Source organism: Streptomyces rishiriensis (assembly GCF_030815485.1).
GTDB lineage: Bacteria > Actinomycetota > Actinomycetes > Streptomycetales > Streptomycetaceae > Streptomyces > Streptomyces rishiriensis_A.
The window spans coordinates 4540220-4563755 of the sequence record NZ_JAUSWV010000002.1 but is presented as its reverse complement, the minus strand read 5'-3'; the positions used below and the strand labels follow the sequence as shown (position 1 = coordinate 4563755).

Sequence of the window (23536 nt, the reverse complement as noted above, 5' to 3'; positions counted from 1 at the left end):
GAACAGGTGAAGAAGCATGCGAATCAGGCGAGTACTCGTGATCGGCACCACCCTCGTCGCGCTGACGGCGGTGGCGGGGTGCGGGGGCGACGACGACAAGAAGAGCGGTGACAAGGGCTCGTCCGCCAGCCCTTCCGGCAGCACCGGGCAGGACGCGAACAGCAGCCTGCCCAAGGCGGCGGACCTGGCGTCCATCGCCTACTACGTGAACAAGTTCACCCCCTGTCTGGACTTGAAGACAGGCGCCGACTACGACGCCGACCACGACGGCGACAAGACCGCCTGGGGGGCCGACGAGGCGGCGGACCCGTCATGGGGCATCAAGGAACGGGGTGTGTGCAGCGACGGGTCCGGCGACCCGGTCGCCCTCCTCTCCGTGGCGGACATGAAGACATTCCAGACCGCCGCCAAGGCGAACAACGAGCAATTCCTGGTCGGTCAGGACTTCGCGGTCATCCCGGTCGGGGGCCAGGCGATCCAGGAACTGCAGAAGTCCGAGCTCCTGTTCATGACCTGCGATCCGGACTTCTCGGCGCCGAGCGGCTTCGACAAGAGCCCGGGACTCGTCGACGGCTGCGTGCTGAGCAATTACTTCTCCAGCTGAACCGGCCCGCCTGTTCGGCTCCACTCTGTTCCCGCGTTCCCGAAGGATTCCAGATGCCCTCGCGCAAAGCGTTGCAACGGGCCCTCACCAAGGCCGCCACAGCCGTCCGCGCCGTCGTCTTCGTGGCACTGGCCCTGACGGCCGTCTCCCTGGCCATGCCGACCCCGGCGTACGCGGGCTTCTCCTGCGACTTCACGGGCGATGACAGCTACCAGATGGACACGCCCGGCACCAACGGCGAGTCCATGTTCGCCGCGGTCATGCAGTGGGACAAGGACACCAAGCAGTCGACGACGCTCCTGGACGACTCGGGGACGACGACCGGTGCGGTGAAGATGGCGAACCCGCCCGACACGTACACGATGTACGAACTCGACGGCATGCGCGGCATGAACTGGTCCCAGACCTTCAAGGGCCAGGGTGACGCCTCGGAGAACAACGGCGACTGGGGCAGCGGCGCCGACGACTGCTCCGTGATGTCCTACATCAACAACGGCATCGCCGACTCCATCTTCAACGGCACCAAGATCTTCACCCGGGCCGCCATCTCCATCAAGGAGTCCGCCTCCAACCCCAGCCCGCTCGCCGGCCTCTACGAGGGCCGCGACAGCGTCGTGACGACGCTGAAGGAGAACGTACTGCGTCCGGCCGTGCCGGTCATGATCGTGCTGGTCGGCCTGTGGGTGTTCACCAAGTGGCGCAAGGGCGACATGCGCGAGGTGTGGGCGGGCATCTCGTGGTCGGCCCTGACGATCATCGCCGTCACGGCGTTCCTGACGGGCGGCAACTACGACAAGTTCGTGAGCACCGCCGACTCCTACATTGCCCGGACCAACTCCGCTCTGACCGAAGTCGTCCTCGCAGGCGTCTCGGGCGAGACACAGGCGCCGTGCGACCTGGACAAGGGCGCTTACAACCGTGGTCTGCGCATCTCCAGCTGTGCCATGTACGACACGCTCGTCTTCCGTCCCTGGGCCCTCGGACAGTTCGGTGACGCGGGCAAGAACTGCATCTTCAAGAAGGAGGGCGGCGGCGAGATCAAGAACGGCGTCTGCGTCCCTGCCGAGAAGAGCAAAACCTGTGCCTGGGGCAAGGGGGCCCGCTGCGAGGACCTGCGGGTGATCCAGCTCGTGGCCCAGTCGAAGACGAACGTCGACGCCTTCAGCGACAAGAAGCTCGACAAGTTCAAGGACGACTGGATACCCATCCGCCAGGACATAGCGGGCGGCAAGGACAAGGGCGACGACGTCGGGGACATGCACATCTACCCGGTGTCCTTCGACGAGTGGGCCGGAAGGAACGCCGGCAACCGGGTCGGACTCGCCTTCTACTCCATCATCGCCGCGCTCATCGTCGGCCTGATGGTCATCGTCCTCAGCGGCCTGACCCTGCTGTGGCACGCGGTCACCCTGATCCTGGTCATTCTGCTTCCGCTGGTGGCCACGATCGGCATCCATCCCTCTCAGCAGAAGCTGCTGAAGAGCTGGCTGGAGACGTTCATCCACAGCTTCGTGCTACGCGCCGGCTTCGGCGTGATCCTGACCGTGCTGCTGGTGCTCTACCAGATGATCCTGCCGGCCAAGGTCGCCCTCGGCACGCAGTTGCTCATGCTGCTCCTGGTCACCATCGCCATCGTGATGATGCTGAAGAAGCTCCTCGGCGGGAACTTCACCCCGCAGGTCGCGGGCGGCGAGGACATGCTCGGCCTGCGGGACGTCGCGGGCAAGGTGACCGCCATGGCACCGGGTCTCGCCGCCTCCACGGCCAAGACCTCGGGCCGCGTCGCCAGCGGTGGCGCGAAGGGCGTCGCCTGGACGGCGGACCGGGTCGTCACCGGAGGCAAGGGCCGCGGCAAGATGCAGCAGTGGGGCTGGGTCGGTCAGTCCAAGCGCGAGCAGCGCAAGTCCCAGAACCAGGCCTCGGAAACGACACGCATGAAGTACGAGCAGACGCGCGAGGAGCACGAGGCACGCTCGGCGCCGGAGCCGGAGGCGCCCGGCGCGCCCAAGCGCGGTGGCCGGGTCAGCGGCGGCGCAGGCCAGTCGTCCCCGCAGCCGACGACCCCGTCCGAGCCCCGCCCGGCGTCGGCTCCCGCCCCTGCTCCCGTCCCCCGGCAGCCCCAACAGCAGGCCCAGCCGCAAGCGCCCCGCCCCCGGCCCGCACCCGTGGAGCAGCCCCCGACCCCGACCCCGCCATCCCCGCCACCCAGGGACCCGCGCGGCCCCAGCGGTCGCGTCTAGCCCCGCACTGCCGCCTCCGCCTCCCCTCAGCCACCAAGGAGCCATCCGATGCCCGCCCTGACCGCCGACCGCAGTCCCGACCAACTGGTCGCGGAACTGGAGCGGCTCATCGGCGTGGACTGGCCCACGGTGTGGGCCGGGGTTCCGGAGGACGCGGAGAAGCGGGCGAGGTGGTGCGCCGGGTTCGGCTGGCGTCCGCTGTGGGCCGAGGCGGGACTGCGCGTCCGTACGGCCCTGGGCGGCCGCCTGCACCTCGTCTCCGCCACCCCCGGCGGCCCGGTGACCCGGATCGACCACACGGTGTGGTCGGCCCGGTCCCGGGACACGGACGAGAACGCCCACGTCACCGCTGCTGCGGAGGAGCGCTGGACCGCCTGCCTGACCGCCCTGCGCGGCCTGCTGGGAAACCCGACCTGGAACGGCACCTGGGACACACCGGACTTCCCGGAACTGCCGGGTCCCGGAGCCTGGCCCGACGCCGGATGGCGTACGGAATACCGGGACCCGCACCACGTCGCCGTATGGCGGTTCCGAGTGCCACAGGCGCCGGTGTTCGAGCTCAGGGCGACGCTCGGCGCAACGGCGCGACGTGGTCCGGTTCCGGCCGATGCGAGGATCGGACTCGTCTGCCACGACCCCGATCACGTGGAGTCCCGTCGGCAGGCGCGGCGCGGATGAACCGGAGCCGCGCGGAACGCGAGGAAGGTGACAAGCGATGACGACCCTCAAGATCGACCGCAGCGCCGAGCAGCTGGCCGAGGAGCTCCGGGGGCTGGAGCACGTGGACTGGCCGGCCGTCTGGGCGGGCCCGCCGAACCCCGGCCAGGCACTGGACGACTGGTGCGCGCTGTTCGGCTGGCGCCCCCTGCCGGGTGAACGGGTCCTGAGCGTCCACAGCGCCACCGGCCAGCGCATGACGCTGTATCCCGTCCACGGCGGTGGATGGGCGCCGGTGCAGAACCTCAACTGGAGCACCTGGCACCTGCGTGCCGACAGTGCGGACGAGAATGATCTGGTCCTGAGGCGAGCGGCCGAGGCCTGGAACGCGTTCGAGTCGGCGGCGCGCACCGCTCTCGGCGATCCCGCGTTCTCGGGCAGCTGGGACGACCCGGCCTTCCCTGAGCCTCCGCGCGAGCACCACTGGCTCGTGCAGCGCGAGAACCGCCTGGAGGACATGGACCCCTACCGAATGGCCGTGTGGCCGGCCGCCGGTCCGGAGGGCTGCGACACGGTGCTCACCGTGAATCTCGGGCTCGCGCCCCTCCCCGGAGAGACGCGAGGCGCACTGATCAACGTCGACTGCTATCCGCCGGAGGCCTTGTGACCGAGCAGCAACTGGCTGATGAAGTCGTCACGGGCGCGCGCGAGCGGGCCACGTTGGCCCATCTGGACGCAGGCCTGTCGGACGCGGAAGCCAGAAAGATCGTCAGGGAGCTGAAAGCGGGCGCCCTGAGGTCCGGTATCAAAGTGGAGGAACTGACGGAAAAGTTGCCCTCCTACATCGTCGGCCTCGTCGGCGAGATGGACGTCGACCTGCCGGCTCCGGACACGAAGTCCGCTTTCTGGTCCTGGGCCCTCGAAAACCACCCTCAGCTCGGCGAGGGCGAAAAGATCCGCAGCATGCACGTCGCTGCCGCCTACGCCGACGTGGAGAATGCGGCGTCCCACCAGGATGCCGTGCGCTACTTGGAGGGAACCCCCGGCGGTCAGAAGCTAGGTGAACTGCATCTGTGGGACAAGACTCTCCACGGCGCCCTGGGCCTGGACGCGGCCAGTGGTGAGGCCATGGCAGGAAGTGCCTGGGACGCGCTCTCACAGAAATACGCCGCGAAGACGGAGAACGAAGCCCTCTTCTTCATGGCCGAACTCAACCCCGGAACCGTCGCCTACCAGACGGAGTCCCGTCAGCTCCGCCAGGACGGCAAGCTCGACATCATCCAGTTCATGTATCCGGCGCCGACGCAGAAGTACACGGATCTCGCCCCGGAGACCCAGGAGTTGCTGGCTTCCCAGGTCGTCCGCGCCCAGGTCCACACCTTCCCGTACGAGGAGAGCGACCCGAAGTACACGCCACTGACCAAGGCGGGCCACCTGGACCTCCAGCAGCTCGCGGCGCTCCCCACCCCCGAGGCCCAGCGTGCCGCCGTGCTGGAGGTGTGCGCCCGGGTGGCGACCATGGACGGCCCCGCTCGATCGGCCGATGTGGAGAAACTCGTCGAGGAGATCAAGGTCCTGCGCCCGGACCACGAGATCACCCTGCCCAGCGTCGAGGACCAGCAGTGGGCGGCCGAACAGCGCGGCCCCGAACTGGACTCACCGGCAGGACCACCTGCCGTCGCTGTCAGCACCCACGGCCAGTACCTCCCCGGTGTCACGGTCAACGCCAGAACGGGACCGGCCCCGCTCGAGCCGCTCACCCTCCCGGCCCCGGGGGCCGCCGCCGTACAGGCCCACAGCTTCCTGCCCGGTGTCACACCGCAGGCGAAGTCGGTCGTCGCCCCGGGCAGAACCGACACCCCGGCGGCTCCTTCGAAGGCGCCTCCGTCCCCGGAGCAGTCGAACGACGCCGGAAGGGGAATGTGACCCGCCCATGAGCCGCACTCCGGGCAACGCCCGTACCCCTCGAATCCGCCCCCAGGGGTCTCCCGGCACGAAGAGGCAGACGCCCGCCTCCGCACCGCACCGCCTGCGCCGTCTCCTCCACCAGGACAAGAACGATCCCTGGGCGATCAGGCTCCTCCCTCGCATCGTCTTCGGCATCGCGGCCGCCTACACCTTGTTCACCCTGGCCTCCCAGAGCGGCTCGTCCTTCGTCGCGGTCGGCACGCTGATCGTCCTCGGCATCGTCGTCTGGCTGCTCCGCCGCCGCGTCCAGCTTCTGCTGGCGCTGGCCTCGACGACGATCGGCGCCGCACTCACCGGCTACTTCTCGGCCGCAGGCGACGCCGCTCGGTGGAACACGGGCGCGGCAGTCAGCGGACAGGCTGTGTTCGGCTACTGGGCCCTGGCCGGAATGGCCCTCCTCGGCGCCTGGATGGTGAAGGAACACCCGGGCCGACGAGGCGTCACCGTCGTCCTCGCGGATGTGATCCTCGTCATCGCATCCGTCGCCGGGATGTTCCTCCCGGAAGCAGGTGTACCGCTCGGTTTCCTCGGCGTGCTCGGCGTGCTGGCGATACGCGGAAGCAGCGCGAAAGCGGTTACGGGCCGGGCCCGCCAGGCACTCGGCCGCCTGCGGAGGCGCAAAGCCAGTGACCCGGCGGACAGTTGAGGCCCGTGTGAACGTTTCGTCTCGTCACTGTGCCAAGTCGGCACATGCTTTGCAGATGCGTTGCACGGGGTTGACGGAACGTCTTAGGCTCCCCCCCGATCACGTATCACCACGGGGGACGACACACATGCCTATGGCCAGCCATACGGCGCTTCCCGCGCGCCCCGCGCGCGGGCCGGTACGGGGAGCGGGGGCGGGGGCGGGGGCCCACACTCCCGACGCCGCTCTGCCCTGCCAGCGCCGACCGGACGTCTTCCAGCATCCGCTGCTGGAGGCACCCACGGACATTCCGCACACCTCGCCCGAACAGCGCCACCAGCACCTCGTACTGCTCCGCACCGCCCGCGACCTGTGCGCTTCCTGCCCGTTGTGGGCGGAATGCCTCCAGGACGCCGTGGCCCACGCAGAGCCCTACGGCTACGCGGCCGCGACCACGCTCGACGACCGTCGCTGGATCCGCCGCGCCCTCGGTGTCGGCGACGCGAACGGCGACCTGCCCACCCACACGGTGGACGGCCCCGGCGCGGGCCCCGGTTACAGCTCCGGCGAAACGTCCCGCCGCCTGCTCCGCCTGCGCTCCCTCAGCACCGGCACGGCCGCCCGGCACGACGCCGAGCCCGGTCAGCCCGTGCTGGAGCGAATCCTCGACGCTTTCGACGCGCGCCAGGACCAACTGGCCAGGCAGCGCAGTGAGTTGCCTGCCATCCCGAGGCAGTTGCACGAGCACACGACCTCACAGCAGACGCAGGGCGACGGTCACCATTCCAGACGTACCCACCCGGAAAGCAGGAGCGAGGACATGGCAACGGCCGAGTCCGGGCAGCGGATCGCCTTCTCGTACGAGGATCCCGCCCAGGCCGTACGACAGGCTCTGCTGGCTCCTCTGATCCGCTCCGCCCTGCCCACGCTCACCGGCCTGGAGCAGCTGGTCGTGATGCTGGCGAGCGTGCCCGGCGGCGAGATCGCGCCGGAGCTGCCGGACACCATCCGCGGTGCGCGCAAGGCCGTGGAGGCACTGGCTCCGCAAGGCGGCCGGGGTTCCTGCGACCCCGCCGGGACCGCTCCCGACACCGCCGGCCCGCTGCGCGCCCTCACCGGCTCGGTCTCCGTCGAACTCGCCACCACCGACCCGGTGGCGGCCCTGCGCCGCGACTTCCTGGAACCGCTGCTGCGCGAGCTGGCCACATCGCTCGCCAACATCGAGAAGGTGACGACGATGCTGGCCGCGACCGGGGCCCCGGACGGCGACCGGATCCCTCTGGAACCGATCCGCATCGCGCTCCAGGGCATCCGCGCGTGTCTCCCCCACCCCGCCCCGTCCGGCAGGACGTCCGCCGGCACGGGTCAGGCCGCCACCCTCGTGCCCTCCGGCGCCCCCAGCATCCGGGCAGCCGTGGAAACGGCCGTCTCGACCTTCCCCGCCTCCTTCTCGGCCCGTGACGTCCTGCGCGCGCTCCCGCCCGGCGTGTACGGCGACCCCTCCAAGACGATCAGCAACGTGCTGTCCGCCCTCGTCAAGTCGGGCCGCCTTCAGCGCCTCGCCCGGGGCACGTACGCTCGCACCGTCGACGTCCCCATCGACGTCGTCGAACAGGACGAGGCGAAAAGCGCCTGAGCCGGAACTGATCCGGAACCGAGCCGGAAGGACCCAGAGCCCCGATGACCGAACCGACGCCGCCACCCCCCGCCACGGCGGACGCCCAGGTGCACGTCTTCTCCCCCAACGCCGGCCTGATCGACGGCGTCCCGGTCACCGCCCCGCCCTACGGCGACATCCAGGACGTCGTCCTGGCGATCCTCCAGCAACGCGCCCAGCAGCTCGGCGCCCCCACCCCGGCCACCATCACCGACAACCGCTACGGCGGCGCGATCCGCCTCCTGATCCACCCGGACGGCACAACGGAACAGCTGGGCTGAGCCCTGTCCGCCGGGCCCGCACTCAGGCCTGCGGCCCGCTCTGGCCGGGCGGGCGGCTGACCTCGTCGATGTCGGCGAGGATCTTCCGCGTGAGGTCGATGTCCATCTGGAGGATGTCGCGGTCGAACTTCGCCGGCTCCCGCTCGTAGCGTGCCCTGCCCGCCTCGGAGGTGAAGGCGGAGGCGGGGACCGCGTCCTGGCCCGGAGGGATGAACTTCAGGACCTCCTCAGAGGCGGCCAGCGCGTACGCCATCGCACCCCGGTACCTGTGGTGCTCGGATTCGGGTGAGTTGAGCATCTCCAGTCCTGCGCGGCGCGAGACGTCGTGGGCGACCCCGACGAACTCACCGGGGTCGATGATCTCGGACGGCTCAGGGCCACCGAAGGCCGGCGGAGGCGGGGGGATCTCGTCGGCCATCAGGAAGGCGAAGTTCCGGTTGCGGCCGCACTGGGTGCAGGGCCCCTCGTACACGGCGACGATGCCGTCACCGCGCTGCTCCAGGCGGTGCCGGCGGACGAAGTCGGAGCTCCCGCACTCGCATGGATGCAGGTCCATGTACAGGTGCGCTTCAAGTGAGGAACGGGCTCTCAACATGGGATGATCCTAAAGTCTGTTGTGCGGTGTGCATATGTACAGAGCCTGGGGGAGGGCATCACGTGGACACATCGGCCGATCCGCAGATCTTCATGGGGACGCTCGGGCCGGGCGGAACCGTACAGCAGCAGGATCTCGTGTGGGCCGCGAGGCGGGACATGGGCGCGGTGGCAGCCGTCGTCCTGGGGGACGGACTGGCCTCCCTCACCCCGGCCCAGACCGAGGACGGCCGCCAGTATTTCGTGTTGCAGGACAGTCGCGGGGAATCCGCCCAGATCTGGGTGGACGCCATTCCATTGACGACGGGAGCGATCGCCGACACGGCGACAAACACCGCCTCCCAGAACTACGTCATCCGGGTGTCCGACCGCCTTCCGACCGCGATGCTGGGGCGAGTCCTCGCCCACGAACTCGGTGAGCTCGCTGCGGTGCGCGAACGCGCCGCCGAAGGTCTGACCCCCGTACGGGAGAGCCTCCTGCGCGAAGGAGCGGAACTCCCCGCGGACCAGCAGCTGTCCGCAGCGGATCGAGGCCGCATAGGTGAGCTCAACTGGCTCGCCGCGCGTAGCGCGGACCCCGATCTCTCCCCTCAGCAACAGAGGGAAGCGCGTGCGGAGTTCTCGGCGCTGCTTGATCCGTACGGCATCCGCCCGACCGCTGCCATGAGCGACGAGGAAGCGTTCCGCCCCCAGGAGAGGGCGGCACGCGTGCGACACCGGGCGTCGGCCGATTTCCTCTCCGCCGGCTCCCGGCGCTTGGTCACCGCCCTCGCCCACCCCATAGAAAACCTCTCCCCCGCCGACGCCGCCGCCCTCCAGGCCTCCCGGGACGCCGCTCTCCGGGCGGAACGGCAGGTCGAGGCGTTCATCGGGCGGCGGGACGTCACCATGCCCATGCCGGGCTACGACCAGAACGGCCTCCCCCTCCCCCGCGACGAGCTCGAACCCGCCGCCGAACGGTGGGCCGAGTACCGCGCCCAGGTCAGCGAACGCACCGTACGGACGCTGGAGGGGCAACTCGCCGAAGGCCAACTCCCGCTGCGCAAGGTAGTGATCGGTGGCGGGGCGAGTCTCACCGGGCGCGACCCGGAGGCGCTGCTGGTGGACGGCGCGGGCCGCTGGCACCTGGACCCCGGTGACGGGATCGTGCAGTCGGCGGACCAGGACCGCGACCTCGCGCAGTGGATGGGCGTCGACCCGTACGCGGCGGTCGAGGACCCCCGGCACCGCATCTCCATCCACGCCGTCCGGGTCTGGGAGGACCAACTCGCCACGCAGGGCGACGTGGTGAACGGCCACGCCCGTCTGCGGCTGGGCCGGGACGGCGAACTCCTCGCCGAGGTCCGCACGTTGGGCGAGGACGGCACGGAGAAGGCGACCCCCCTCTGGGTGGCGTGCGACGGCACCCCCAGCATCGCCACCGGCCTCACACCGGAACTCGTACCGGGAACGCCGCGTGGAGAATTCGCCGTGGAGAGCCGCATCGAAGCAGTACGGCTGATCGGTGAGCGGCTGCGGGAGTTGGAGGGGCAGGGGTTCGCCGGTGCGGGCGAGATGCGCACCTGGCTGACCCAGGCCGAACGCAGCGGCGCGGACACCGCAACCCTCCTCGGCGCCCTGGACTCGTACGCCGCACTGAAGGACGCCCTCTCGGCCGGCCTGGGCACCGCGGACGAGACCCGCATGAGCAACTGCTTCACCGCTCTCGACTCGACGCAGAAGTGGGAGGCGGCGCGCGAAGCCGCGGAGGGCCGGGCGCTGCTGGGCGACGAGGTCGCCGAGAACCGTTTCGATCCGCAGGCCGCCAAGGAGTGGATCGTCGTGGGTTCCGGCGGCACCGCCGTCGCCAACGCGGAGATCATCCTGATCCGGAATCCGGACACCCACGTCACGATCATCGGCTCGGCGCCGCCGCCGGCGTTGCAGCACCAGGTCCAGTTCCCGGCGATGGAACAGAGATACGGCCATGGCGAGGGCGGCCAGAAGCGCCTGTCCTTCGTCGAGGCACGTGTCGGGGCCATCGAGACCTACCAGGACGAGCAGGGCGAGACCCGTTTCCAGGTCCCCTACGTCGAGAAGGGCACCGGGGAACGGAGAGTGGCCCGCAGCGACGGCTACGTCACCAGCCTCGGCCGCACCAACCCCCTCCCGCCCGCCCTCCAGGTCCTCGCCGACGAGGTGCGGGACCGGGGTGGCGAGATCTCCGGGGACCTGCTGTTCGACAAGGACGACCAGTACATCGGCTACGGACTCACCTTCGCCGTGGACGGCAGGGAACACCGCGTCGACGTGGACGGCGCGGCCTCCTGGCAGCTGCCGCGCGAGATCTTCGCCCCGGAGACGGGAATCCAGGGCCAGTTGAACGGGATGGGCGTCCGCGGCCTGCCCTCCGAGACCGGCAACGCGGCCCCGGGTTTCTCGCCGATCGCCCGCCAGAGCGCCCTGCGCGCACGCGCCGTCGCGGCGGCAGCGGCAGGCGACCCCGACGCCGTACGACGGCTGTCGACGATCCCGGAGCGCTGGCGCCGCCCGGACCTGAGCCAGGACCTGAGCGGGGCTGGCAGCCCGGACCTGAGCCAGGATGGCAACCGGGACCTGGGCCAGGATGGCAGCCGGGACCTGGGCCAGGATGGCAGCCGGGACCTGGGCCGCCAGGACCCGAGCCGCAACGCCAGCCCCGACCCGAACCAGGACCTGAGCCAATTTCAGAGCCTGGACCAGGGCCTGGACCAAGCCCGGGACCAGGGCCGAGGCTCGGAGCCGCCGACCACGAGCCCCCAGAGCCCCGCCCCGCCCGCAGAAACCAAGGAAAAGTCCGAACCCACGGCGGAGCGGACCCCGAGCGCGGAACAGACCCCGAGCGCAGAGCAGCCCCCGAGCGCAGAGCAGCCCCCGAACCCTGTCACCGCCCCAGCCCCAGCACCCGCCCCAGCACCACAACCCGCACCGGCGCAGCCTTCAGCCCCGGGCCCGCCCCCAGCACCGGCCCCAACCCCCGCCCCGTCCCCCACCTCCCGTGTCTCCCCCGCCGCCCCCGCCTCCCCCGCGTCCCGCATCTCCGGCTCGCACCTCTGGCAGCTGGGGATACCGCAGGGCGGCGCCAACCGGGCTCCCGCCCCTGCCCAGGAGCCGCCGCAGCAACAGCCGCCCGGGCACGAACGGCCCGAGCCGGACGTCGGCGTGGGCAGCTGACGGCTGACGGCCGACGGCCGACGGCCGAGAAGAACCGACGGCCGAGAAGAACCGACGGCCATGGACAGACAGTGGGGGAGGGGCCCGGAGACGAATCTCCGGGCCCCTCCCCCACTGTCTGTCCGCGTGCTGCCGCGCCGTCGGTCAGTCGGACGACGGCTGCTGCTGCCGCTTCGGCCGCCAGACCACCAGCGCGCTGGTCTGCTGCACCTCCTGGTACGGCACCAGGTCCCGGCGGTAGGAGGCGTGCACCGCCGCCTCCCGCTGCTGCATCGTCGCGGCCGCGCCGTCCAGCGCGGCCTCCAGCTCCGCCGCCCTGGCCTGGAGCGCGGCCACCTGGTTCTCCAGCTCGATGATCCGCTTGATGCCGGCCAGGTTGATGCCCTCGTCCTGGGACAGAGCCTGCACCGTGCGCAGCAGCTCGATGTCGCGGGCCGAGTAACGGCGCCCCCGGCCGGCGGTGCGGTCGGGGGAGACGAGACCCAGGCGGTCGTACTGGCGTAGCGTCTGCGGATGCAGGCCCGAGAGCTGGGCCGCCACCGAAATGACGTAGACCGGAGTCTCCTGGGTCAGTTCATACGGGTTACGCCGACGGCCGTCCATCACTCTCATGCTCCCTTCGCGGCCTCGAACAGCTCCGCCCGCGGGTCCTCGCCCGCGGTCGCCTCGCGATACGACTCCAGCGCCTCACGAGCCTTCCCCGACAAGTCCTTCGGGACACTCACCTCGACGGTGACCAACAGGTCGCCGCGAGTGCCGTCCTTGCGGACCGCGCCCTTGCCCCGCGCCCGCATGGTGCGGCCGTTGGGCGTGCCGGGCGGAAGCTTCAAGGTCAGGGACGGCCCACCGAGCGTCGGCACCCTGATCTCGCCGCCGAGTGCCGCCTCGGTGAACGTCACCGGGACGGTCACCGTCAGGTTGTCCTCCTTGCGGCCGAACACCGGGTGGGCGCCGACGTGGACGACGACGTACAGGTCGCCCGCCGGGCCACCGCGCTCGCCGGGGGCGCCCTTGCCGCGCAGCCGGATGCGCTGACCGTCCGTCACCCCCGCGGGGATGCGGACCTGCATGGTCCTCGACGACTTCGCGCGGCCGCTGCCCTTGCAGTCCAGGCAGGGATGCTCGGCGATCAGCCCCCGGCCCTTGCAGTCCGGGCAGGGGTCGGTCAGCGAGAAACCGCCACCCGAACCCCTGGCCACCTGGCCCGTGCCGACGCAGGTCGGGCACACGCGCGGGGTGCCGTTCTTGTCGCCCGTTCCCGAACACGCCTTGCAGGGGGCCTGCGAGGACATGCGCAGCGGGACCGTCGCGCCCTCGATCGCCTCCGTGAAGGTCAGGGTGACCTCGGTGTCGATGTCCTGGCCGCGCCGGGGCTGGGTGCGGGTCGTGCCGGGGCCGCCGCGGTTGAACAGGCCGCCGAACACGTCCCCGATGCCGCCGCCGAAGCCGCCCTGGGCACCGCCGCCCTGGGCGCCGCCTCCGAAGAGGTCGCCCAGGTCGAAGTTGAAGTTGCCGCCGGCGCCCGGGCCGGGACGGAAGCCGCCGTTGCCGAAGAGGGCGCGTGCCTCGTCGTACTCCTTGCGCTTCTTGGGGTCACCGAGGACGTCGTTCGCCTCGGAGATCTCCTTGAAGCGCTCCTCCGCCTTGGCGTTGCCCTTGTTGGCGTCCGGGTGGAACTCACGGGCGAGCTTGCGGTACGCCTTCTTGATCTCGGCCTCGGTGGCGTCCTTGGGGACGCCGAGGACCTTGTAGAAGTCCTTCTCGACGAAGTCCTTGGTGCTCATCCTCGACGTCCCTCCTCCCACCGGCTCATCCGATCGAGCTCAGCCCTCGTCCGGGCCACCGCTCTCCTTGTCGTCGGCCGCCTCCGCCTCGTCGGCCTTCGCCGCCTGCGCACCGGGCTGCGGTTCGGCGACGGCCACCCGCGCGGGGCGGATCGTGCGTTCGCCGATCCGGTACCCGGGCTGAAGGATCGCCACGCACGTCGTCTCGGTGACGTCGGGTGCGTAGCTGTGCATCAGGGCCTCGTGGATCGTCGGGTCGAAGGGCTCGCCCTCCTTGCCGAACTGCTGGAGGCCCATCTTGGCCGCGACGGTCTCCAGCGATTCGCCCACCGACTTGAAGCCGCCGACGAATTCGCCGTGTTCCCGCGCGCGGCCGATGTCGTCGAGGACGGGCAGGAGCTCGGTCAGGAGGTTCGCGATGGCGATCTCCTTGACCGCGATCCGGTCGCGCTCGACCCGGCGGCGGTAGTTCTGGTACTCGGCCTGGAGGCGCTGGAGGTCCGCGGTGCGCTCGCCGAGAGCGGTGCGCACCTGGTCCAGCTGGGCCACCAGACCGGCTGTCTGGTTCGCGTCCCCGGCCGGGGCCTCCCCCGCCGCCGAGGCGGAAGAGGGGTCGGCCTTCGGCTCGGCGTCTTCAGGGGTGGCGCCGGAGGGGACGTCAGGCTTCTCCTCGAAGCCCGGAGTCTCCTCCGTCACGCGGCACCGTCCTTGCGCTCGTCGTCCACGATCTCGGCGTCCACGACGTCGTCGTCGCCCTTCGGGGCGTCGGCCTGGGGAGCGTCGGCGCCCTGACCGGCCTGGGCGTCGGCGTACATGGCCTGGCCGACCTTCTGCGAGACCGCGGCGACCTTCTCGGTGGCGGTGCGGATCTCGGCGGTGTCCTCGCCCTTGAGCGCGGCCTTCAGCTCCTCGACGGCGGCCTCGACCTCGGTCTTGACCTCGCCCGGGACCTTGTCCTCGTTGTCCTTGAGGAACTTCTCCGTCTGGTAGACGAGCTGCTCGCCCTGGTTGCGGGACTCGGCGGCCTCGCGACGGCGGTGGTCCTCGTCCGCGTACTGCTCGGCCTCCTGGCGCATGCGGTCGACCTCGTCCTTCGGCAGCGAGGAGCCGCCGGTGACGGTCATCTTCTGCTCCTTGCCGGTGCCGAGGTCCTTGGCCGTGACGTGCATGATGCCGTTGGCGTCGATGTCGAAGGCGACCTCGATCTGCGGGACGCCGCGCGGCGCCGGCGGCAGACCGGTCAGCTCGAACATGCCGAGCTTCTTGTTGTAGGCCGCGATCTCGCGCTCACCCTGGTAGACCTGGATCTGCACCGACGGCTGGTTGTCCTCGGCCGTCGTGAAGATCTCCGAACGCTTCGTCGGGATCGTCGTGTTGCGCTCGATCAGCTTGGTCATGATGCCGCCCTTGGTCTCGATACCGAGGGACAGCGGGGTCACGTCGAGGAGCAGGACGTCCTTGACCTCACCCTTGAGGACACCGGCCTGGAGCGCGGCGCCGATGGCGACGACCTCGTCCGGGTTCACGCCCTTGTTGGCGTCCTGACCGCCGGTCAGCTCCCTGACGAGCTCGGCGACGGCGGGCATCCGGGTCGAACCACCGACGAGAACGACGTGGTCGATCTCGGAGAGGTTGATGCCGGCGTCCTTGATGACGTTGTGGAACGGCGTCTTGCAGCGCTCCAGCAGGTCGGCCGTCAGCTGCTGGAACTGGGCGCGCGTGAGCTTCTCGTCCAGGTGCAGCGGGCCCTCGGCGGACGCCGTGATGTAGGGCAGGTTGATCGAGGTCTCGGTGGACGAGGACAGCTCGATCTTCGCCTTCTCGGCGGCCTCGCGCAGACGCTGGAGCGCCATCTTGTCCTTGGCGAGGTCCACACCGTGGCCGGCCTTGAACTGCTGCACCAGGTAGTCGACGACACGCTGGTCCCAGTCGTCACCACCGAGGTGGTTGTCGCCGTTGGTGGCCTTCACCTCGACGACGCCGTCACCGATCTCCAGGAGGGACACGTCGAACGTGCCGCCACCGAGGTCGAAGACGAGGATCGTCTGGTCGTCCTTGTCGAGGCCGTACGCGAGCGCGGCCGCGGTGGGCTCGTTGACGATGCGAAGGACGTTGAGACCGGCGATCTCGCCGGCTTCCTTCGTCGCCTGACGCTCGGAGTCGTTGAAGTACGCCGGGACGGTGATGACCGCGTCGGCCACCTTCTCGCCCAGGTAGGCCTCGGCGTCGCGCTTGAGCTTCTGCAGGATGAAGGCGCTCATCTGCTGCGGGTTGAAGTTCTTCCCGTCGAGCTCGATCGTCCAGTCCGTGCCCATGTGACGTTTCACGGAGCGGATGGTCCGGTCCACGTTCGTGACTGCCTGGCGCTTGGCCACCTCGCCGACGAGCACTTCACCGTTCTTGGCGAAGGCGACGACGGACGGCGTGGTCCTGGCACCCTCGGCGTTGGTGATGACGGTGGGCTCGCCGCCCTCCAGAACGCTGACGACGGAGTTTGTTGTGCCCAGGTCGATGCCGACCGCACGTGCCATGGTGATCTTCCTCCAGCTGACTTGAGTGGAACGGACTCAAGTGTGCACGAGCCTCCCCTCTGGGTCAACAGACCTGAGTCACACCCACTCAACTCTTATCCGTTCCTTACGCGCAAGGAGGCGTTGACCTGCGGCGATACAGATCGCCCGGTCCGCCGTACACCGGATTCCGGGTGATGCGCATGGTCCTCGGATTGACGTCGGCCCTCGGATTGACGCCGGGGCGCGTACACCGAAGCGGACCCCGATCCGGGGCGAGGGGCGGGGCGAGGGGCGGGGGCACGCTGCGCGCCCCGGGCCCGTCGGTCGCGACGGCCACGCGCGCGTGGCGGCCCGTACACCGCGACCCGCAGCATCCCGAGCACGACGACGAGTACCACGCCGGCCACCCACCACACCGCCCGCGCGTCCGCCCACCCGGCGTGCACCAGCACCCCGACGAGCACCGCGCCGAAGGCCGCCACGCCGAGCAGTACGGTCACCCCCTGCGCGGTCAGCCCCAACCGCCGCAGCCGGTGCGCGAGGTGGTCGGACGTGCCACGCAGCAACGGCCGTCGGGCCAGCCGCCGCGACACCACGACCAGGACGACGTCGGCCACGGCGACCGCGGTGAGCGCGAACAGCACCCCCGCGCCGGCGACCGGAGCGTGTCCCGCGCGGGCGGTCACGGCGGCGGCCGCGAGGAGGAAGCCCGCGAAGAGCGACCCGCACGCCCCGAGGGCGACACGCGCGGGAGGCCAGTTGTGCATCAGGAAACCGGTCAGCGCGGCGGCGAACACGCTCAGCAGCACCGCCAGCCCGTCCATGACCTCGACGGCGGCACAGGCGGCCACCCCGAAGGCGGTGACGACCCCTACGGTTCCGGCCACGCCGTCGGCGTGATCGAGCGAGCGGAAAGCCAGGGCGACGAAGGTGATCCAGCCGACACTTGCCACTCCGGCCACCACCCCGGTGTCGCCGTACGGCACCACGAAGGCGGCCGCGGTCGCGGTGCCGACCACCAGGAACCGCGCGTTGAGCCGCCACACGTCCGCGACCAGCCCGAGGGCGGCGACGGCGCCCCCCGCGGCGAGCAGCACCTCGATGCCGTCCCCGAGCGGGGCGATGCCCGTCCAGTCCCCGGCAACCGCGACGAGACAGGTGGCGAGCACCACGGCGGCGCCCCCGAACAGCGGCACCCGCCGCTGCCGCTGCCGCCGGTCGAGCAACCCCAGGCGCAGGGCGGGCACACGCAGCAGCGCGGCGAGGACGGCGGCGAGGAACAGGGCGGTGATGGCGGCGACGATCCCGTAGAGCACGGATATAAATTAGTCACATATGTATCAATTTGGTACGAATAACACGGCCGAATCGCGACCTGATCCCTACCGGAACCCGACCCTCCCCCACCCTGGAGTCATCCCGGGAACGACCCGGCCCCCCACCCGGACCCGGATTCGTCCCCCACCACCCCCGCCCTGAACCCCACCGGGATCCCAGCGGAACCCCACCGAAATCCCACCGGGATCCGGCCCGAACTCGGCCGGATTCTGAGGCAACCCTGAGCGACTGAGATCACTCCGCACCCCGCTACAGTGCGACGGAGAATACGGGGTAGTCTCAAACGGACTGCATAAGTTACCGCTTAGTAATTTCCCTCGCAGGCCCGAGGAGCCCCCAAATGCAACTCGCCGCGATCATCGTGTCGCTGCTTCTGACCGTGGTCGGCGTCGCCCTGATCGCACGTGCCATCGGCCAGTTCGTCCGGTACTTCAAGCTGGGCCAGCCGCTCCCCGCCGGAGCCCGGACAGACAACCCCTACGCGCGCAGCGTGACGCTGGTACGGGAGTTTCTCGGCCACACGCGGATGAACCGCTGGGGCATCGTGGGCTTCGCCCACTGGTTCGTGGCGATCGGCTTCCTGACGCTGCCGCCGACCCTCGCCCAGGCGTTCGGCCAGCTCTTCGAGGCCGACTGGGTGCTGCCGGTCATCGGCGACTTCCTGCCGTTCGAGCTCTACATCGAGTTCATCGGCGTGATGACGATCCTGGGCATCGTCGTCCTCATGGCGATCCGCCTGCTGAACCTGCCCTCCCGCGCCGGCCGCAAGTCCCGCTTCGCCGGCTCCAAGGCCGGTCAGGCCTACTTCGTCGAGTACGTCATCCTCACCATCGGCCTCGCCATCTACGTGCTGCGGGGCCTGGAGGGCGCACTGCACCACGTGGAGCACTACGAGGCCGGCTACTTCGCCTCGTACCCGCTCGTCCTGGCCTTCAAGGGACTGGGCGTCACCACGCTCCAGAACCTGGTCTACCTCGTCGCGATGATCAAGATCGGGACGTCGTTCATCTGGATGATCGTGGTCTCGCTGAACACCAACATGGGTGTGGCCTGGCACCGCTTCCTGGCGTTCCCCAACATCTGGTTCAAGCGCAACGCCGACGGCGCCACCGCGCTGGGCGCCCTGCTGCCGATGACGTCGGGCGGCAGACCGATCGACTTCACCGATCCCGGCGACGACGACGTCTTCGGCGTCTCCCAGGTCGAGCAGTTCTCCTGGAAGGGCCTGCTGGACTTCTCCACCTGCACCGAGTGCGGCCGCTGCCAGTCGCAGTGCCCCGCCTGGAACACCGGCAAGCCGCTCTCCCCCAAACTGCTGATCATGTCGCTGCGCGACCACGCCCACGCCAAGGCCCCCTACCTCCTGGCCGGCGGCGGCAAGACCGCCGAGGGCGAGGAGAAGGCGACGGCGCAGCAGCTCGAGAACGTGCCCGCGCCCGCCCTCGCCGAGGCCGCACGCCCGCTGGTCGGCACCGCCGAGGAAGGCGGCGTCATCGACCCGGACGTGCTGTGGTCGTGCACCACCTGCGGCGCCTGCGTCGAGCAGTGCCCCGTCGACATCGAGCACGTCGACCACATCGTCGACATGCGCCGCTACCAGGTCATGATCGAGTCCGCGTTCCCCTCCGAGGCGGGCACGATGCTCAAGAACCTGGAGAAGAAGGGCAACCCCTGGGGCCTGGCGAAGAAACAGCGCCTGGAATGGACGAAGGAAGTCGACTTCGACATCCCCGTCGTCGGCCGCGACATCGACGACCTCACCGACGTCGAGTACCTGTACTGGGTCGGCTGCGCCGGCGCCCTGGAGGACCGCGCGAAGAAGACCACCAAGGCCTTCGCCGAACTCCTGCACATCGCCGGCGTCAAGTTCGCGATCATGGGCGGCGACGAGAAGTGCACCGGCGACTCCGCCCGCCGCCTGGGCAACGAACCCCTCTTCCAGGAACTCGGCACCGACAACGTCATGGCCCTGAACACCGCCTTCGGCGAGGAACTCGACGACGACGGCAAGGCCACCCAGGAATCGAAGAAGCCGCAGTCCGCGAAGAAGATCGTCGCGACCTGCCCGCACTGCCTCAACACCCTCGGCAACGAATACCCGCAGCTCGGCGGCGACTACGAAGTCATCCACCACACCCAGCTGCTCCAGCACCTCATCGACGAGGCCAGACTCATCCCCGTCACCCCCGTCGAGGGCCTCATCACCTACCACGACCCCTGCTACCTCGGCCGCCACAACAAGATCTACACACCCCCGCGCGAGATCATCGCCAGCGTCCCCGGCCTGCGCAACGAAGAGATGCACCGCCACAAGGAACGCGGCTTCTGCTGCGGCGCCGGCGGCGCCCGCATGTGGATGGAAGAGCGCATCGGCAAACGCATCAACAACGAACGCGTCGACGAAGCCCTCTCCCTCGACCCCGACATCGTCTCCACCGCCTGCCCCTTCTGCCTCGTCATGCTCACCGACTCCGTCAACGGCAAGAAGAACGAAGGCAAGGCCAAGGACACCGTCCAGGTCGTCGACGTCTCCCAGCTCCTGCTCGAATCCGTCAAGACCCCGGTCGACGACGAGCCCCCGGCGGGCGGAACGGCGACCGAGAACGAGCCGGAGCCGCAGCCGGTGAAGTAACCCGGGTAGCAGTCACCGGGAAGTAACCCGAACGGCTGTACCGCAGCGATACCGACGCCCCCGTGCCCCCCGTGGCCACGGGGGCGTCGCCGTTCGCGCCGCACTCCTCCACCACCCCGACGCCCCGTACGACCTTCCCCTGAAGAACCACTGATTCCCGTCCCGTTACTCCCCTTAGGGGATGTCACAGCTCGGCAGCAAAGCCGTGCCCGGACGGCAGGCCCCGGCACGTGGCTCTCCGGGACCAGGTACGTTCGAAGACGTGGCTGGATTCAGGATCGGACGCGGCGGCCGGGACAACCGTGCCCCGCAAACGCGACCGCAACAACCTCCGTACGGGCAGCAGGCGCCCCAGGGACCGTCGCGGTCCTCAGGGCCGTCGGGACCCTCGGGGCCGTCGTACGGCTACCCGTCGGCCCAGCAGCCGTACCCGCAGCAGCGTCCGCAGTACGGCGGCACGGGTGCGGGCGGCGGCCAGTGGCCGCAGGCGAACGGCGGAGGGTACGGCGGCCAGAACGGCGACGAGCCGGAGTACTTCGGCGGTGACGCCCCGTACGGCGCTCCGGGCGGCCCCGGTGGCCCGGGAGGCGTCCCGCACGACCCGTACGCCGCGAACAATCCGGGCCACACCCAGGCCTTCTCGATCGACGAGCACCACCAGTACGACCAGTACAACCAGGGTGGTACGTATCACGCGGGCTCGGCCCCGGCGGGCCCGGTCGGTCCGCGTCTGCGCTGGAAGGAACTGCTGAAGGGCATCGTCCTCGCCCCCAAGCAGACGTTCCTCCAGATGCGGGACTACACGATGTGGGGCCCCGCCCTCGTCGTCACGTTCCTCTACGGCCTGCTCGCGGTCTTCGGCTTCGACGACACCCGCGCGGACGCGATCAACGCGACGCTGTCCAACGCGATCCCGATCGTCCTGACGACGGCCGTCGCGATGGTGCTGAGCTCCTTCATCCTGGGCGTGGTCACCCACACCCTGGCCCGCCAGCTGGGCGGCGACGGCGCCTGGCAGCCCACGGTCGGCCTCTCCATGCTGATCATGTCGCTCACGGACGCCCCGCGTCTGGTCGTCGCGATGTTCTTCGGCGGCGACGCGTCGTTCGTACAGCTGCTGGGCTGGGCGACGTGGGTGGCGGCCGGCGCCCTGCTGACCCTGATGGTCAGCCGCTCCCACGACCTGCCGTGGCCGAAGGCGCTGGGCGCGTCGTCGATCCAGCTGATCGCACTGCTGTCGATCGTGAAGCTCGGCACGTTCTAGCACCTGGCGGACATCACGAGGGCCCTCGGCGGGTTGGCCGGGGGCCCTTGGCATGCCGTCACCGAGCGCAGCCTCCCACGAGCGCCATACGGAGCAAAAAACCAGAAATACCGCATGTCGCACCATGGCAACTACAGAGCGTAATACATTGTGACTGTTCCCTACACCCTCCTATACAAGGAGTGCGCGTGAAAGCTCGCTTTGGCGTGAGGCGGGGAACGGCGCTCGTGGCCGCCCTGCTGGTCGCCGTCATCGCCCTGATCCTTCCGGGATCGGCAGCCGCCCGGACGGACGACGGCCCCACCCACTCGGACCACTGGGGCGTGATCGCCCGCAACACGATCGGCTCGCCGGTCGCCGAACTCCGCAACGGGCCCTACGGCCCGTTCGGCACGACGGGCGCCGCCGCCAGACCGCCGTACGGGCGAGGCAGTCTCGGCATCGAGGTGGCGGACGACTCCACCACGCTGACCCCTCCCAGCGAGAAGGTCGACTTCGGCAATGAGGTGGACTTCTTCGGCAAGCAGGTGCTGGGGCTGCGCCGAGTCGGTTTCCACGTGTTCCAGACGGGCGAGAACGTCGGCTACGGGGGCCCGACGAACATGCCGAACATCAGGTTCGAGATCGACCCGAACGTGACGTCCACCGACGACTACTCCACGCTGGTGTGGGTGCCGACCGCGTCCCCGGTGACGAACGGCTGGAGCCCCTTCCTCGACGCCACGAGGACGGGCTACTGGTACCTCACGGGCGGCGAGACGGCCTGCACCCAGGCCGCCCGGTGCACCTTCGCCCAGCTGAAGACCTCGTTCACCGCCGTCAACGCCAGACCGACGGTCTACACGGTCGCCGTGGGCAAGGGACGGGACTTCATGTGGATCGGCGCGATCGACGGCCTCCGGCTCAACGACTACGTCTACGACTTCGAGCGCGACGGCGTCAAAGTACTGCGCGCGAAGTGACACGGGACGGCGGGCAGTAACGCGGAGAAACAGAAGGAAACCTCAGCCGGATCGGGCCGGCCGACGCCAGAAACTGGCCGGCCCCGGTCGTTACTACAGGGCTTCCTTGGAGGGCGTGACGGGTTCCCCCGCCTTACGCACGACCGGCAGGACGCTCCACGGGAAGTTGATCCAGTCGTCGGTCCGCTTCCACACGTACTCGCACTTCACGAGCGACTGCGTCTTCTCGTAGATGACGGCGCTGCGCACCTCGGCGACGGCGTCCAGGCAGAAGTCGCGGACGAGCTTGAGCGTCTTGCCCGTGTCGGCGACGTCATCGGTGATCAGGACCTTCTTGTCCGAGAAGTCGATGACGTCGGGGACGGGCGCGAGCATGACGGGCATCTCGAGCGTGGTCCCCACCCCGGTGTAGAACTCGACGTTCACCAGGTGGATGTTCTTGCAGTCGAGGGCGTAGGCCAGCCCGCCGGCGACGAACACTCCGCCGCGGGCGATGCTCAGCACGACGTCGGGTACGTAGCCGTCGTCGGCGATGGTCTGCGCGAGTTCACGGACGGCGGTGCCGAACTGCTCGTACGTCAGGTTCTCCCGCGCCACGTCCGCGCCGCTCACGTCGTCAGCGCTCACACCTGGGTCCGGTGGAAGTTGAGGAACGACCGGGAGGCCGTCGGCCCGCGCTGGCCCTGGTACCTGGACCCGTACCGCTCGCTGCCGTAGGGGGACTCGGCCGGCGAGGTGAGCCGGAACATGCACAGCTGGCCGATCTTCATACCGGGCCAGAGCTTGATCGGCAGGGTGGCGAGGTTGGACAGCTCGAGCGTCACATGACCGGAGAACCCGGGGTCGATGAACCCGGCGGTGGAGTGGGTGACCAGGCCGAGGCGGCCGAGGGAGCTCTTGCCTTCGAGCCGCGAGGCGAGATCGTCGGGCAGCGTGATGACCTCGTAGGTGCTCGCCAGCACGAACTCCCCCGGGTGGAGGATGAACGGCTCGTCGCCCTCGGGCTCCACGAGCCGGGTCAGGTCCGCCTGCTCGACGGCGGGATCGATATGGGGGTACCGGTGGTTCTCGAACACCCGGAACATCCGGTCGAGCCGCACGTCGATGCTCGACGGCTGCACCATGGATTCGTCGTAGGGATCGATCCGTACTCGCCCGGCATCGATCTCGGCCCGGATGTCCTTGTCTGAGAGAAGCACGTCCCGAGGATACGCAAAGCGCGCGG

20 protein-coding genes are annotated in these 23536 nt (G+C 69.7%); 12 read left to right on the top strand and 8 right to left on the bottom strand.

Annotation, left to right across the window (positions count from 1 at the left end; all coding sequences use genetic code 11):
• The first annotated feature begins 16 nt into the window (after positions 1 to 16).
• The 8 genes from QF030_RS22840 (at position 17) to QF030_RS22805 (ending at position 8032) form a co-directional block, all read left to right on the top strand.
• Positions 17 to 604 (top strand): hypothetical protein, encoded by a 588-nt coding sequence (locus QF030_RS22840; RefSeq protein ID WP_307164499.1) that lies wholly within the window; start codon positions 17 to 19, stop codon positions 602 to 604.
• Between the two features lie 53 nt (positions 605 to 657).
• On the top strand, positions 658 to 2844 hold the full coding sequence (locus QF030_RS22835) for a hypothetical protein (RefSeq protein ID WP_307164498.1): 2187 nt from the start codon (positions 658 to 660) through the stop codon (positions 2842 to 2844).
• A gap of 48 nt (positions 2845 to 2892) precedes the next feature.
• Positions 2893 to 3522 carry a hypothetical protein gene (locus QF030_RS22830; protein ID WP_307164497.1) on the top strand — a complete coding sequence of 210 codons (630 nt, stop codon included), beginning with the start codon at positions 2893 to 2895 and terminating at the stop codon, positions 3520 to 3522.
• 37 nt (positions 3523 to 3559) lie between these two features.
• Positions 3560 to 4168 (top strand): hypothetical protein, encoded by a 609-nt coding sequence (locus QF030_RS22825; RefSeq protein ID WP_307164496.1) that lies wholly within the window; start codon positions 3560 to 3562, stop codon positions 4166 to 4168.
• Complete coding sequence (locus tag QF030_RS22820) at positions 4165 to 5427, top strand: hypothetical protein (RefSeq protein ID WP_307164495.1); 1263 nt, start codon at positions 4165 to 4167, stop codon at positions 5425 to 5427. Before QF030_RS22825 ends, QF030_RS22820 begins: the two co-directional genes overlap by 4 nt.
• Positions 5428 to 5434: 7 nt before the next feature.
• Entirely contained in the window at positions 5435 to 6115 is a 681-nt protein-coding gene (locus QF030_RS22815) for a hypothetical protein (protein WP_307164494.1), read from the top strand.
• Between the two features lie 133 nt (positions 6116 to 6248).
• Positions 6249 to 7730 carry a WhiB family transcriptional regulator gene (locus QF030_RS22810; RefSeq protein WP_307164493.1) on the top strand — a complete coding sequence of 494 codons (1482 nt, stop codon included), beginning with the start codon at positions 6249 to 6251 and terminating at the stop codon, positions 7728 to 7730.
• A 44-nt stretch (positions 7731 to 7774) separates the two neighbouring features.
• A complete protein-coding gene (locus QF030_RS22805) occupies positions 7775 to 8032 on the top strand; it encodes a hypothetical protein (RefSeq protein WP_020129155.1) in 258 nt (85 codons plus the stop codon).
• 22 nt (positions 8033 to 8054) lie between these two features.
• On the opposite strand, the gene QF030_RS22800 is transcribed toward QF030_RS22805, so the two are convergent.
• Positions 8055 to 8588, bottom strand: coding sequence for a hypothetical protein (locus tag QF030_RS22800; protein ID WP_307164492.1), 534 nt, complete (start codon positions 8586 to 8588; stop codon positions 8055 to 8057).
• A gap of 101 nt (positions 8589 to 8689) precedes the next feature.
• Between QF030_RS22800 and QF030_RS22795 the strand changes: the two genes are divergently transcribed.
• Positions 8690 to 11818: a hypothetical protein gene (locus QF030_RS22795; protein WP_307164491.1), complete on the top strand. Its 3129-nt coding sequence runs from the start codon at positions 8690 to 8692 to the stop codon at positions 11816 to 11818.
• 144 nt (positions 11819 to 11962) lie between these two features.
• On the opposite strand, the gene QF030_RS22790 is transcribed toward QF030_RS22795, so the two are convergent.
• The 5 genes from QF030_RS22790 to QF030_RS22770 form a co-directional block, all read right to left on the bottom strand.
• Complete coding sequence (locus tag QF030_RS22790) at positions 11963 to 12421, bottom strand: heat shock protein transcriptional repressor HspR (RefSeq protein WP_307167660.1); 459 nt, start codon at positions 12419 to 12421, stop codon at positions 11963 to 11965.
• A 5-nt stretch (positions 12422 to 12426) separates the two neighbouring features.
• Entirely contained in the window at positions 12427 to 13602 is a 1176-nt protein-coding gene (gene dnaJ / locus QF030_RS22785; protein WP_307164490.1) for a molecular chaperone DnaJ, read from the bottom strand.
• A gap of 39 nt (positions 13603 to 13641) precedes the next feature.
• Complete coding sequence (gene grpE, locus QF030_RS22780) at positions 13642 to 14298, bottom strand: nucleotide exchange factor GrpE (RefSeq protein ID WP_307164489.1); 657 nt, start codon at positions 14296 to 14298, stop codon at positions 13642 to 13644.
• Entirely contained in the window at positions 14295 to 16133 is a 1839-nt protein-coding gene (dnaK, locus tag QF030_RS22775) for a molecular chaperone DnaK (RefSeq protein WP_307164488.1), read from the bottom strand. Before dnaK ends, grpE begins: the two co-directional genes overlap by 4 nt.
• 95 nt (positions 16134 to 16228) lie before the next feature.
• Positions 16229 to 17431: an undecaprenyl/decaprenyl-phosphate alpha-N-acetylglucosaminyl 1-phosphate transferase gene (locus tag QF030_RS22770; protein WP_307164487.1), complete on the bottom strand. Its 1203-nt coding sequence runs from the start codon at positions 17429 to 17431 to the stop codon at positions 16229 to 16231.
• Between the two features lie 362 nt (positions 17432 to 17793).
• Here QF030_RS22770 and QF030_RS22765 point away from each other — a divergent pair, with 362 nt between their 5' ends.
• The 3 genes from QF030_RS22765 (at position 17794) to QF030_RS22755 (ending at position 22311) form a co-directional block, all read left to right on the top strand.
• A complete protein-coding gene (locus tag QF030_RS22765) occupies positions 17794 to 20085 on the top strand; it encodes a heterodisulfide reductase-related iron-sulfur binding cluster (RefSeq protein WP_307164486.1) in 2292 nt (763 codons plus the stop codon).
• A gap of 181 nt (positions 20086 to 20266) precedes the next feature.
• The gene (locus QF030_RS22760; protein WP_307164485.1) at positions 20267 to 21349 is read left to right on the top strand and encodes a Yip1 family protein; all 1083 of its coding nucleotides are present in this window, start codon (positions 20267 to 20269) and stop codon (positions 21347 to 21349) included.
• 188 nt (positions 21350 to 21537) lie between these two features.
• Positions 21538 to 22311, top strand: a complete 774-nt coding sequence (locus QF030_RS22755; protein WP_307164484.1) for a hypothetical protein — start codon at positions 21538 to 21540, stop codon at positions 22309 to 22311.
• 93 nt (positions 22312 to 22404) lie between these two features.
• Here the strand turns inward: QF030_RS22755 and QF030_RS22750 are convergent, their stop codons facing one another.
• Complete coding sequence (locus tag QF030_RS22750; protein ID WP_373428794.1) at positions 22405 to 22938, bottom strand: phosphoribosyltransferase; 534 nt, start codon at positions 22936 to 22938, stop codon at positions 22405 to 22407.
• Positions 22935 to 23510 (bottom strand): dCTP deaminase, encoded by a 576-nt coding sequence (dcd, locus tag QF030_RS22745; RefSeq protein ID WP_307164483.1) that lies wholly within the window; start codon positions 23508 to 23510, stop codon positions 22935 to 22937. The genes QF030_RS22750 and dcd overlap by 4 nt, the downstream gene beginning before the upstream one ends.
• Positions 23511 to 23536 lie beyond the last annotated feature (26 nt).